The sequence below is a fragment of the Cupriavidus sp. GW823-FHT07A04 genome (assembly GCF_058794615.1).
Genome location: NZ_JBXAHA010000027.1, coordinates 1 through 12,334 on the forward strand (window position 1 = coordinate 1; position 12,334 = coordinate 12,334).

Below are 12,334 nucleotides of genomic sequence, written 5' to 3' on the forward strand. Positions count from 1 at the left end.
GTAGTCGCCCCATCCGGCGCGCCTTCTTTGCCTACTTTCTTGGCAAGACAAGAAAGTAGGTCGCCGCCCCGCAGGGGCGGTGAAACTGCAGTTGCCTTTGACGGTAAGCAGTTGCAGCTGCCCTTGCCCCAAAGCAGCCACAAGCAAAACCCACTCCCCTCAAACCGTCATATTCATCATTTCCTGATAAGCCGCCGTCAACCGATTCCGAACCTGTACCCCGGTCTGAAACGAAACATTAGCCTTCTGCATATCGATCATCACATCGTTGAGCGATACACCCGGCTTGCCAAGCTCAAAAGCCTCGGCCTGCCCATAAGCCTTCTCCTGCACGTTGCTGATGCGCGCCAGCGAACGCTGGAGCTCGCCGGCAAAACCGCCGGAAGAAACGGCGGAAGCCTGGCTTTCCTGCCCGGTGGCGCTCTGGGCCAGCCCGCGCAGTTGCTGCAACATGCCGTCGATGGAAGAGATGGTAGTCATGGCGATCCGCTTGGAACCCGCCCCGCCCTGGCCAGCCGAAGCCCGCCCCGGGGGAAACCGGTTCGAAAATGAGTCATTGAGGGTTGCGCCGGGCACCCGCCCGGGCCGCTGCCGGCAAACCTGGCGCAATGCGCCGCCTATGCCACAAATACCGCATCCGCGCGCGCCGCCTGTGCCAGCCCCCGAAGCGTACTCGCGGCGTCACCTGGGCCATTGCGGGAATTCGGGTGGAAAACGAGGCCTATTCGCCGGATTGTCTGCACCCGCCTTGGATGATCATCGATACCGTGCCGAATCTGGGATGCCGCTTACCTTTGCGCGCCCGGTCCGGACCCGAATCTCATCAACTATCGCGGGGAGTACGCGTGTTTTGTCAGCAGCGTGATCTTAGCCATGCCGAAGCCAGGGTTAGCCAGGCCAGCCGGGGTGGACAGGGCAGCCAGAGCGGCGCCCGCCATCCGGCCCAGCCGATCCTGACCCATGCCGGCCCGGCCGTGACGGGGGCGCGCGCATGAACGCCGTGGCAGCCCTGTCGAACAAGTCCGAGCTGTTCGAGCGACTCAAGACCAATCCGCGCCTGCCCCTGATGCTGGGCGGCGCGGCCCTCGCCGCAGCCATCGCGGTGGGTGTGCTTTGGTCGCGTGCGCCGGACTACAAGGTGCTCTACAGCAATCTGTCCGAGCGCGACGGCGGTGCCGTCATCGCCTCCCTGCAGCAGATGAACGTGCCGTACAAGTTCGCCGAAGGCGGCGGTGCGGTAATGGTGCCCTCCGAAAAAGTCCACGAAACGCGGCTGCGCCTGGCTTCGCAGGGCTTGCCCAAGAGCGGCACCACGGGCATGGAACTGATGGACACGCAGAAATTCGGCATCAGCCAGTTTGCCGAACAGGTCAACTACCAGCGCGGCCTCGAAGGCGAGCTGGCCCGCTCGATCGAATCGATTGCGGCGGTGCAGTCGGCGCGCGTGCACCTGGCCATTCCCAAGCCGACGCTGTTCGTGCGCGAACGCCAGAAGCCGACCGCCTCGATCGTGCTGCAACTCTACCCGGGCCGCGCCATCGATGACGGCCAGGTCGCCGCGATCGGCCACCTGGTTTCGTCCAGCGTGCCGGAGCTCACGCCCAAGGCCATCTCCATCGTCGACCAGCACGGCAACCTGCTGTCCGGCAGCGGCACCAACGAGCGTATGCTCGACGCCGGCCAGATCAAGTACGTGCAGGCGCTGGAGCGCAACTACGCGCAGCGCGTGGAGGCCATCCTGGCCCCGATCCTCGGCCAGGACAACGTGAAAGCGCAGGTGACCGCCGACGTGGACTTCTCCATCGTCGAGCACACGGACGAATCCTACAAGCCGAACCAGGACCCGACCCGCGCCGCCATTCGCAGCCAGCAATCGAGCGAGTCGAGCCAGCAAGGCGCGGCGCCGGTCGGCGGCGTGCCTGGCGCGCTGTCCAACCAGCCGCCGGCACCGGCCACGGCCCCGATCGCCACGGCCCAGCCGCCGCGCCCGGGCCAGCCGAACCAGCCGGGGCAGCAGCCCGGCCAGCAAGGCCAGGCCGCGGGCCAGGCCCAGGGCGGCGCCACCGCCACGGCCCAGACCGGCCCGAGCAGCAACCGCCACGACTCCACCACCAACTACGAGCTCGACCGTACCGTGCGCCATGTGCAGCAGGCACCAGGCGGCGTGAAGCGCCTGTCGGTGGCCGTGGTGGTCAACTACCGTCAAAAGGCGGGCGCCAACGGCAAGATGGTGTCTGAAGCCCTGCCCGCCGCGCAGCTCGCCCAGATCGAGAACCTGACCAAGGAAGCCATGGGCTTCTCGGCCGACCGGGGCGACTCGCTCAATGTGGTCAACAGCCCGTTCACCGTGGACAACGACATCAAGCCGGAACTGCCGCTGTGGAAGCAGCCGGAAATGATCGCCCTGGCCAAGACCGCCGCCGGCTACCTGCTGCTGGCACTGCTGGCGCTGTTCGTGTGGTTCAAGGTAGCGCGTCCGGTGCTGCGCAAGTACACCGCGCCGCCCCTGCCGCCGCCACAGGAAAAGTCGGCCGACAACGAAGCCATTTTGTTGCCGCCTGAAGAGCCGGCAAATCCGGAAGTCCTGCGGCTTGCCGCTAAATATGAAAGCGATCTCGCCCTGGTGCGTGACGCCGCGCAGCGCGACCCGCGCCTGGTTGCTAGTGTGATCAAAAACTGGATGGCTAGCGATGACCGATGAAGGATTGCAGAAGAGCGCCATCCTGATGATGTCGCTCGGTGAAGACGCCGCAGCTGAAGTATTCAAGCACCTTGGCCCCCGCGAGGTGCAGAGCCTGGGCTCGGCCATGGCCACGCTCAACTCGGTGACGCGCGAGCAGATGTCCGCCGTACTGGCCGAGTTCCGCCAGGAGACCGAGCAGTATCTCGCGCTGAATGTGGACTCGAGCGCCTTTATCCGCAGCGTGCTGAACAAGGCGCTGGGCGAGGAGCGCGCGGTATCGGTGATCGAGGACATCCTCGAGTCCCGCGACCCGGGCGCCGGCATCGACTCGCTGAACTGGATGGATTCCACTTCGGTGGCAGAACTGATCCGCGACGAACACCCGCAGATCATTGCCACCATCCTGATCCACCTGGACCGGCAGAAGTCGTCCGAGATCATCGCCATGTTCACCGAGCGCCTGCGCCAGGACGTGATCCTGCGGATCGCCACCTTCGGCGGCGTGCAGCCTGGCGCCCTGCAGGAACTGACCGACGTGCTGACCAAGCTGCTGGCGGGCCAGAGCCTCAAGCGCAGCCGCATGGGCGGTGTGCGTACGGCGGCCGAGATCATCAACCTGATGAGCACGGCCCACGAAGAAGCGGTGATCGAAGGCGTGCGCCTGCACGACGGCGACCTCGCGCAGAAGATCATCGACGAGATGTTCCTGTTCGAGAACCTGATGGAAGTCGACGATCGCGGCATCCAGCGCGTGCTCAAGGAAGTGGCCACCGAATCGCTCATCGTCGCGCTCAAGGGCGCGCCGGTGGAGTTGCGCGACAAGTTCATCCGCAACATGTCGACCCGCGCTGGCGAAATGCTGCGCGAAGACCTCGAAGCGCTGGGCCCGGTGCGGGTCTCGCAAGTCGAGGCCGAGCAGAAGAACATCCTCCAGGTGGTACGACGCCTGGCCGAAGCCGGCGAAGTTGTAATCGGTGGTGGCGACGATGCCTACGTCTGAACGTGCCCTGCGCCAGTTCCGGGGCCTTGCCTCGGACAGCGATTTTGTCGATGGTCGCAGCGAGCTTCGCGGCGATCATGCCAGCGATGCCGGCGATGGCCGCGCAGCGGGCAACCGCGGCGCGCCACGCCAGGCTGGCTTCGAGAGCTTTGCCGCGCCGGCGGGCCGCGCCCCGCAGAAAAACGGCTGGCAGCGCTGGCAGATGGTCTCGCTGGATCCGCGCAAGGCCGCGCCCGCTCCGGCAGAGTTCATGCCGCTGGAGCCCGCACCGCCCCCCATCGACTTTGCCGCGCTCGACGCCATGCGTGAAGGCGCGCGCAAGGAAGGCTACGCCCAGGGCTATACCCAGGGCCAGACCCAGGGCTACGGCGACGGCCACCGCGAAGGCTATGCGCGCGGCCTGGAAGGCGCACGCACCGAAGCCGCCCACCTGCAGCAACTGGCCGCCACCTTCAGCCACGCGCTTGGCCGCGTTGACGAAGAAGTGGCCCAGACCCTGATTTCACTGGCGCTGGATGTGGCGCGCCAGCTCGTGCAGCAGGCCGTGCAGGCCGATCCCGCCGTGCTGCTTCCAGCGGTGCGCGAACTGCTCGCGGCCGAGCCGGCGCTGTCCGGCTCGCCCTGCCTGCTGCTCAATCCCGAAGATGTCACGCTGGTGGAAACCCACCTGACGGGCGAGCTTCAGGCCGCCGGCTGGAGCGTGCGCGCCGACCCGGCCATCGCGCGCGGCGGCTGCGTGGCGAGTGCCGCCAGCGGCGAGCTCGATGCCACGCTGTCCACGCGCTGGAGCCGCGTAGTCAAGGCGCTCGGCCGTGACGACCCGTGGGAGCCGCCGCATGCCTGATACCTCGGCCAACACTTCGGCCAATACTTCGGCCAATACTTCGGCCAATACTTCGGTGAATACGGATTTCACCGCCGGCCTGCATGGCCAGCGCTGGCGCGATGCGCTCACCGCGGCCTCGGCCGGCATTGCCGAGATCGACAGCAAGCGCAGCTGCGGCCGCCTGACCCGCGCCGCCGGCCTGGTGCTGGAAGCCGTGGGCCTGCGCCTGCCGGTCGGCAGCGATTGCCTGATCGAGCTGCCGGGTGGCCAGTTGCACGGCAAGAACACCGGCCCGCGCCTGGCCGAGGCAGAAGTCGTTGGCTTCGGCGCCGACCGGCTCTACCTGATGCCGCAATCCGACGTGGTAGGCCTGGTGCCCGGCGCGCGCGTCTATCCGCTCGAGCCCACGCCGCTGCCCAGCGGCGACACCACCCCGCGTGAGCCGGGCTCCAAGCGCCTGCCGGTGGGTGAAGGCCTGCTCGGGCGCGTGCTCGATGCTGCCGGGCGTCCGCTGGACGGCCTGGGCCCCATCACCGCTGCCACGGAAGTCACGCTCGGCGGCACGCAGATCAACCCGCTGTCGCGCGCGCCTATCGAGACCGTGCTCGACGTGGGCGTGCGTGCCATCAACGGCATGCTCACCGTGGGCCGCGGCCAGCGCATGGGACTGTTCGCCGGCTCCGGCGTGGGCAAGAGCGTGTTGCTGGGCATGATGGCGCGCTACACCAGCGCGGAAGTGATCGTGGTCGGCCTGATCGGCGAGCGCGGCCGCGAAGTGAAGGACTTCATCGAGAACATCCTGGGCCCCGAAGGGCGCGCGCGCTCCGTGGTGGTGGCGGCACCTGCCGACACCTCGCCGCTGCTGCGCATGCAGGGCGCCTCCTATGCCACGCGCCTGGCCGAGTACTTCCGCGACCAGGGCCGCCACGTGCTGCTGATCATGGACTCGCTCACGCGTTACGCCATGGCCCAGCGCGAGATCGCCCTGGCCATCGGCGAGCCGCCCGCCACCAAGGGCTATCCGCCCTCGGTGTTCGCCAAGCTCCCCACACTGGTGGAGCGTACCGGCAACGGCGCCGAAGGCGGCGGCTCGATCACGGCCTTCTACACCGTGCTGACCGAAGGCGACGACCAGCAGGACCCGATCGCAGATTCCGCGCGCGCCATCCTGGACGGCCACATCGTGCTCTCGCGCAGCCTGGCGGAATCCGGCCACTACCCCGCCATCGACGTGGAAGCTTCGATCAGCCGGGCCATGACGGCGCTGATCGAGCCGCCGCAGTTCGCCTCAGTGCGGCGCTTCAAGCAATTGATGTCGCGCTACCAGCGCAACCGTGACCTGATCAGCGTGGGCGCGTACGTGCCGGGTAACGATCCGGAGCTGGATCTGGCCATCCACCTGCATCCACAGATGGAGGCCTTCCTGCAGCAAGACATCCATGAGCGCGCCGGCTACGACGCCTCGATCGGCCAGTTGCATAGTCTCTTCCAACGGAGTGAACATGGCTAAGCCATCTGCATTGAATACCTTGGCCGACCTGGCCCAGAACGATACGGATGCAGCCGCGCGCGAGCTGGGCCGGCTGCAAGGCCTGCGCAACCAGGCGGAGCAGCAACTGGCCGCGCTCACGCAGTACCGTCAGGAATACCGCGAGCGCATGCAAGCCATCGCGCAGGACGGCATGACTTCCACCCGCTGGCAGGACTTTGCACAGTTCCTGGCCTCGCTCGATACCGCCATCCGCCAGCAGACCGAAGCGCTGGCCCGGGCCGAAGCCCAGTTGCTCGCTGGCCGCGCCAACTGGCAGCAGCAAAAGCGCCGCCAGAGTTCCTTCGACACGCTCATTACCCGCGCGGATACGCGCGAGCAGATTGCCAGCACGCGCCGCGAGCAACGCGACACCGACGAATATGCAGCCCGCGCCGCCCGCCTGCAAGTTGCAGGCCGCCACCGCTAAGCCGCCCAGACAAACCGAGCCCGAACACATGATCGACATCAGCCAGATTGTCAGCAATGCCGCCGCGGCCGCCACAGCCGCCTCTTCGCGCAGTACCAGCAACACCAGCAGTGCCGACGCGCAGCAGCAAGGGTTCGGCGATGCGCTGGCGCGCGCCCGCAACGACGACCGCACCAGCACCAATAGCACCAATAGCAGCAACGCCGGCAATGGCAGCGCAAGCAACGCCAGCAGCAACAACACCAACAACGCGTCCACACGTAACGACGCCGGCGGCCAGAACGCCAACGCCGCCAATCAAGGCACGCAGTCCAGCACGGTAGCCACCAAGCCGTCACGCCGCCAGGACAAGGACGACGAGACGTCCGAGAACCAGGCCGCGGATCCCGCCGCACAGTCCGCCGCCGCCGCGCTGGCCGCCCTGCTCGCACCGCAACCGGCCCAGCCAGCACAGCCTGCCGCGCTGGCAGCCAACGGCGCGCTGCCGGGCTCGGCTGGACTGCCCGGCACTGCTGCCCTGGGCGCACAAGCCGGCTTGAAGGACATGAAGGACCCGGCGCTCGCCAGCGCCGCCGCCGCTACGCCCAATGCGGCCGCACCGGCGACCTCGGCCGCCGCCGATACGCTGGCCACCATCGCGTCCCAGCGCGCCGCGCTGCAGGCCGTGCCGCAAACCGCGGCCAGCACCCAGGCGGCAACCGCGGACAAGCCCGCCGCAACACCCGGCACCGACGCCACCAAGACCGCCCCGGACCTGGCCGCGAGCCTCAAGGCCGCCATGGCCGGCCAGCAAGGCGGCAATGGCCAGGCCTCCTCCGGGCAGCAGGACGCCTCGCTCGGCCAGCCGTACAAGGCCCCGCTGCAGCTTGGCGATGCCGGCAAGAACAACGCGCCTGCGGCAGCCACCGCCGCCGCGCCGGCCAACCCGATGCAACTGGCGGCAGCCATGCGCGCCGCCGAGCCGGCCAGCACCGAAGCCACGCCCGCCGCCGTCACGCCGCTGATGGCGGCCGGCAGCCTGGCCGCGAGCCAGGCGCCGACTTCCGGCGGCCTGTCGCCGACCACCTCGCTGCCGATCGCGCCGCCCGTGGGTGACGGCCAGTGGCCGCAAGCGCTGGGCCAGCAGATGGTGCGCCTGTCGACCCAAGGCAACCACACCGCCGAGCTGCAGCTCAATCCGCCCGACCTCGGCCCGCTCAAGGTCGTGCTCAACGTCGTCAACGACCAGGCCCAGGCCCAGTTCGTCTCGCCGCATGCCGCCGTGCGCGCCGCGGTCGAAGCCGCGCTGCCGCAACTGCGCACCGCGCTGGCCGACAACGGGATCCAGCTGGGCCAGACTTCGGTGGGCGCCGACGGCTTTGCCGGCCAGGCCGGCAACGGCCAACAGCAGCAACGCCAGCCGGGCAACGCGCAGAACGGCTTTGGCACGTTGGCCGGTATCCCGGCAGCCCCGGTCAATGCCGGCCCCGTGGCCCCGGTGGCGCGCACCCTCGCACGCGGCGAAGTCGACACCTTCGCCTGACCGCCCGGGCGGGATGGAGGCTCGGGCGCACACGCCCGGGCATGCCACGCAGCCCAGCGCATTCGCGCTTACCATGTCGTTTTAGAGCAGGGCCGCAGCCACCAAGGCTGGCGCGCCCCGCCCGCCAGGACGCCATGACCTTCGACCTGTTCGATTCCCTCCCCCAGGACGCCCCCCGCGCCGAGCCCATCGTGCCCGGCGCAGTGGTGCTGCGCGGCTTCGCACGGGAGCATGAATTAACCCTGCTGGATAACGTGCGCGCCATTGCCACGCAAGCGCCGTGGCGGCACCTCATCACGCCGGGCGGCCTGCGCATGTCGGTGGCCATGACCAACTGCGGCCAGTTTGGCTGGGTTTCGGATGTCACCGGCTACCGCTACGAAGCGGCCGATCCCCTCAGCGGCCAGCCCTGGCCCGGCATGCCGGATGCCTTCCTGGCGCTGGCGCGCGATGCGGCCGCCACGGCCGGCTTTGCCGATTTCCGGCCGGACGCGTGCCTGCTCAACCGCTATGCGCCGGGCACCCGGCTCTCCCTGCACCAGGACCGCGATGAGCTCGACCTGCGCGCGCCCATCGTCTCGGTGTCGCTTGGCCTGCCGGCCGTGTTCCTGTTCGGCGGCCTTGCCCGCGCCGAGCGCCCGCTGCGTGTGCGGCTGGCGCATGGCGATGTGGTGGTATGGGGTGGCCCGGCCAGGCTGGCGTTCCACGGCATTGCGCCGCTGGCCGACGGCGATCACGCGCTGGTGGGCCGCGAGCGGATCAACCTGACTTTCCGCAAGACGCGCTAACGGCGTGCCGGGCGCATTGGCGGGCGAGCGTCAGCCGATCTCATCGAGCAACGCCAGCCGGCTATCGTCGGGAAACGCCTTGACGCGATACCTGGCGGGATACTGCGCCTCCGGCTCCATCAGGTCACCCAGCATGGCCAGCGCCTGCTGCCAGCCCACCACGCGCGTCTGCCCCATGCCATCAGCCGCGTCGGGCCGTACCGATCCGCGCGCGGCAGCGAAGTCTCCACGCCGCACGTCCAGGTGGTAATCGAGAACGAAGTGAGCGGATCGTCCTGCCGCCCATAAAGCAGGTAATTGGCCAGGAAAACACCGGCGCCGTCGCGCTCGTTCAGGCGGTCCAGGGCGGCCTTTTGCGTGTCGTATTCTTCCTTGCGGTACAGCCGCGCCAGATGGGCAAGGTGCCGTGCAGCCTCCTCGCCGGACGGGACGAAATGCAACACCTCGGTCCCCGTGGGCACAGCGTGCGCCACGCCCCCGGGCTGGTAGCGGAACATGGCCGGCGAGATCGCGCGGCCCTGGCGGGATGCCTGCAGGCTGAGCTCGACCATGCGCAGCTGCCCGGCATCATCCTGGTCGCCCGTCACCAGCAGCACCTCGCGGGTTGGCATCATGAACACCGGACGACCGCGTACCGGTACCCGCTCCAGCACATCCGGCAGCAGCGCGCGGCTGGCCTCGTAGCCGTCGCTCCAGGCGCCCTGGTAGACGCCTTGCGCGACCGGGACGAAGGCTTCGCCGGTGTGGTCGCGCAGGTTATCGCCCGCCATCTGCAGCGCCTGGCCAAGTGTCACCTGCCAGGAGGCGGAGGGGCCATTGAGCAGCGTCGACGTGGTTTCCGGATAGTCCACCGCCAGCAGGATCACGCAATCCTCGCCGAAGGGCAGGTAGGCGACATCAAAGGTCGAAGGATCGCCTTCCGTGCGCAAGTGGTGCAGCCGGATCTCGTCGATCAGCGAGCGGCTTCGGATCAGCGGGCGCAGCATGGGCCGGGCCTCGGACAGCAAGGCCGGCGTGGCTTGCCCGCTGGAACACAAGGTGGCCACGAAGCCATGCAGCACCTTGTCGCGCTGCGCGCCAGGCGCCTCGCAGTACGCCCGGTAGGCGTTATGGAGGTTGAAGAAAGCGTTGCGCCCGTGCTCCAGCCGGAACTCGTCCGCGTTGACATCGAGGCGCCCCTCAAAGCCCTGGCGCCGGGCAGCGGCAATGAACAACGCCGCGAAACGATCCGGCGGCGGCTTGCGCAGGAAAAACGAATCGAAGAAACCCATGGCGATGGCGTGGCCCGGATGTTGACTGGGAGGTTGGCCTGGATGACAGTGCTTACACCTTACCCCATGTCCCGGCGTTTCGGCATCCTCGCCGTGCTCCGCCATGCGCCCTGCCGCGCGGTGTTGCGCTGCCATGTTTTCCGCTATTCTTGGGCTCGCCGCGGCGCCGGGCCGACCATCCCGCCCGTGGCCCCACCCCCCCCAGGATCACAGGAAACCCGAATTGACGCGCATCTGCCTGAACATGATCGTGAAGAACGAGGCCCCGGTGATCGCCCGCTGCCTCGCGTCCGTCAAGCCATGGATCGACCGCTGGGCGATCGTCGACACCGGGTCCACCGACGGCACCCAGGCGCTGGTGCGCAAGATCATGGGGGACCTGCCCGGCGCGCTCCATGAACGGCCCTGGATCGATTTCGCGCACAACCGCAACGAGGCCCTGGCGCTGGCGCGCGCCGGCATGGAGGGCGCGGCCGGTGCCGAAGACTACGTGCTGTTCATCGATGCCGATGAAACCCTGCGCATGCCCGAAGGATTCCGCTGGCCCCGGCTGGCCGACGACGGCTACCGCTTCCAGTGCGAGCTGGGCGGCTGGCAATACCAGCGCAACGCCCTGGTCAAGGCGGGCCAGCCCTGGCGCTGGGAAGGCGTGCTGCACGAATACCTGACGCAGGATCCGGCGCACGCCTGGCAGCACCTGCCCGGCCCCGCCATCGTGGTCTCGCGCGATGGCGCCCGCGCCCGGGATCCGCAGACCTACCTGCGTGACATCGAAGTGCTGGAGCGCGCCCTGTGCAAGGATCCGGCCAACGCGCGCTACTGCTTCTACCTGGCGCAGAGCTACCGCGACGCCGGCAAGCTGGAAGCCAGCCTGAAGCAATACCAGGTGCGCGTGGCCATGGGCGGCTGGGAGGAGGAGCGCTGGTTCGCGCTGTTCCAGATCGCGGTGCTGACCGAGCGCCTTGGCGCCGACGCCGCGCATGCGGCAAACCCAGCCTACGCCCCCGGTGCCGTACGCGATGCCTACCTCGCTGCCTACCAGGCGCGCCCCGCGCGTGCCGAGCCGCTGTGCGAACTGGCCCGCTACCACCGGCTGCGCGGCGAGTTCGCGCAGGCGCACCTCTACGCCCAGCAGGCCGCGGCCATGCCCTGCCCGGCCGATACCCTGTTTGTCGATGCGTCGGTCTATGCCTGGCGCGCGCTCGACGAACTCACGGTCAGCGCGTACTACATCGGCGCGCTGGCGCAAGGCAAGGCCGCCTTGCAAAAGCTGCTGACCGAGGAGCGTTTCCCGCCCACCGAAAGCACGCGCATCCAGTCGAACCGGCCTTACTACGGGCTGTAGCTTTTCATCCCGGGCCTGCCTTAGCCTGCCTTGGCCGCCCCACGGTCCACCCAGTTGACCTTGGGGAACTTGCGCGCGAACGCCTCCGGCATCGGCACGACCTGCTTGCGCTCGTAGCTGAAAAAGACAAAGCCGGACTTGGCCATGGCCACCAGCGCCTGGTCTGCCGGGCGCGTGATGCGGAAGGTGATATCGCCGCCATAGCGGTTGAAGTCCATCACCCCCACCTCGAACAGCAACTGGTCGCGGGCATGGGCCTCGGTGCGGTACGTGGTGGCCAGGTCGGTCACGATGATGCCCACCTGGTCGGTCTGTGCATCCGGCTCGTCTGCCGTGCGCAGGTCGAACAGAAAGCGCGCCCGCGCCTCGGAAATCATCGAGATCATCGAGTCGTTGCCGAGGTGGTTGGCGGAGTTGATATCGGTCACGCGCACCGTCAGGTGGGTGGAGTAGCAGAATTGGTCTTCGGGGAATTCGAGATTTAGGCGGGCCATGATGCGAAGGGGAAAACTAAGTGAGTGATTGTTGCTGTTTCTTTTTGCGGCGTTGGTTTTTGGACCTGCGGGCCGTACGACGTCGGTCTTTGGGGTTGGTCGCTGTTTCTTTGAGCGGCGATGGCGCTTGCACCCAAAAGCCATACGACATCCCCCTGCGGGGGCTGCCGGTCACTCTTCTTTGCGTCGGCAAAGAAGACTAACGAGAAGAAAGCCGACCCTGCCGGGAGCAGAACAATCAGACTCGCGAATATCGGTGGTTTCGTCGTACGGCCCGGGGTGCCGGTGTGCATCTGCCGGTACCGGATTGACTGACCACGACCCTGCCAGCCTCCGGGATTCGTGGTGAGGCCCCCGGTAGTAGACATCACTTGCTTCACGCCGTCTGTCGCTCGCGGAGCGGCCGGCCACGAAGTTGCAGGCGCATCGGTTCCGTCGTGGGCGCGG

Annotated in this window: 11 protein-coding genes; 8 read left to right on the top strand and 3 right to left on the bottom strand. The window is 67.9% G+C overall.

Annotated elements, in window-relative coordinates:
- Nucleotides 1-159: 159 nt before the first annotated feature.
- A complete protein-coding gene (gene fliE / locus AC1Q7Q_RS35055) occupies nt 160-480 on the bottom strand; it encodes a flagellar hook-basal body complex protein FliE (RefSeq protein WP_043353483.1) in 321 nt (106 codons plus the stop codon).
- A gap of 511 nt (nt 481-991) precedes the next feature.
- On the opposite strand from fliE, the gene fliF reads away from it, so the two are divergent.
- The 7 genes from fliF (at nt 992) to alkB (ending at nt 8,777) form a co-directional block, all read left to right on the top strand.
- Nucleotides 992-2,701: a flagellar basal-body MS-ring/collar protein FliF gene (fliF, locus tag AC1Q7Q_RS35060; RefSeq protein WP_492376682.1), complete on the top strand. Its 1,710-nt coding sequence runs from the start codon at nt 992-994 to the stop codon at nt 2,699-2,701.
- The gene (gene fliG / locus AC1Q7Q_RS35065; protein ID WP_492376681.1) at nt 2,691-3,683 is read left to right on the top strand and encodes a flagellar motor switch protein FliG; all 993 of its coding nucleotides are present in this window, start codon (nt 2,691-2,693) and stop codon (nt 3,681-3,683) included. The genes fliF and fliG overlap by 11 nt, the downstream gene beginning before the upstream one ends.
- Nucleotides 3,670-4,527 (top strand): flagellar assembly protein FliH, encoded by an 858-nt coding sequence (gene fliH, locus AC1Q7Q_RS35070; RefSeq protein WP_253928365.1) that lies wholly within the window; start codon nt 3,670-3,672, stop codon nt 4,525-4,527. The genes fliG and fliH overlap by 14 nt, the downstream gene beginning before the upstream one ends.
- Nucleotides 4,520-6,019 carry a flagellar protein export ATPase FliI gene (gene fliI / locus AC1Q7Q_RS35075; protein WP_492376680.1) on the top strand — a complete coding sequence of 500 codons (1,500 nt, stop codon included), beginning with the start codon at nt 4,520-4,522 and terminating at the stop codon, nt 6,017-6,019. Before fliH ends, fliI begins: the two co-directional genes overlap by 8 nt.
- Nucleotides 6,012-6,467, top strand: coding sequence for a flagellar export protein FliJ (gene fliJ / locus AC1Q7Q_RS35080; RefSeq protein WP_174425237.1), 456 nt, complete (start codon nt 6,012-6,014; stop codon nt 6,465-6,467). Before fliI ends, fliJ begins: the two co-directional genes overlap by 8 nt.
- A gap of 28 nt (nt 6,468-6,495) precedes the next feature.
- Entirely contained in the window at nt 6,496-7,989 is a 1,494-nt protein-coding gene (locus tag AC1Q7Q_RS35085; RefSeq protein WP_492376679.1) for a flagellar hook-length control protein FliK, read from the top strand.
- Between the two features lie 134 nt (nt 7,990-8,123).
- Complete coding sequence (alkB, locus tag AC1Q7Q_RS35090; RefSeq protein ID WP_253928368.1) at nt 8,124-8,777, top strand: DNA oxidative demethylase AlkB; 654 nt, start codon at nt 8,124-8,126, stop codon at nt 8,775-8,777.
- A gap of 119 nt (nt 8,778-8,896) precedes the next feature.
- Here the strand turns inward: alkB and AC1Q7Q_RS35095 are convergent, their stop codons facing one another.
- Complete coding sequence (locus tag AC1Q7Q_RS35095) at nt 8,897-10,048, bottom strand: DUF1444 domain-containing protein (protein WP_492376678.1); 1,152 nt, start codon at nt 10,046-10,048, stop codon at nt 8,897-8,899.
- Nucleotides 10,049-10,271: 223 nt separating this feature from the next.
- Between AC1Q7Q_RS35095 and AC1Q7Q_RS35100 the strand changes: the two genes are divergently transcribed.
- On the top strand, nt 10,272-11,393 hold the full coding sequence (locus AC1Q7Q_RS35100; protein WP_492387270.1) for a tetratricopeptide repeat-containing glycosyltransferase: 1,122 nt from the start codon (nt 10,272-10,274) through the stop codon (nt 11,391-11,393).
- A 20-nt stretch (nt 11,394-11,413) separates the two neighbouring features.
- Here AC1Q7Q_RS35100 and AC1Q7Q_RS35105 read toward each other — a convergent pair whose 3' ends face one another.
- Complete coding sequence (locus tag AC1Q7Q_RS35105) at nt 11,414-11,887, bottom strand: thioesterase family protein (protein ID WP_174425241.1); 474 nt, start codon at nt 11,885-11,887, stop codon at nt 11,414-11,416.
- Between the last annotated feature and the right edge of the window lie 447 nt (nt 11,888-12,334).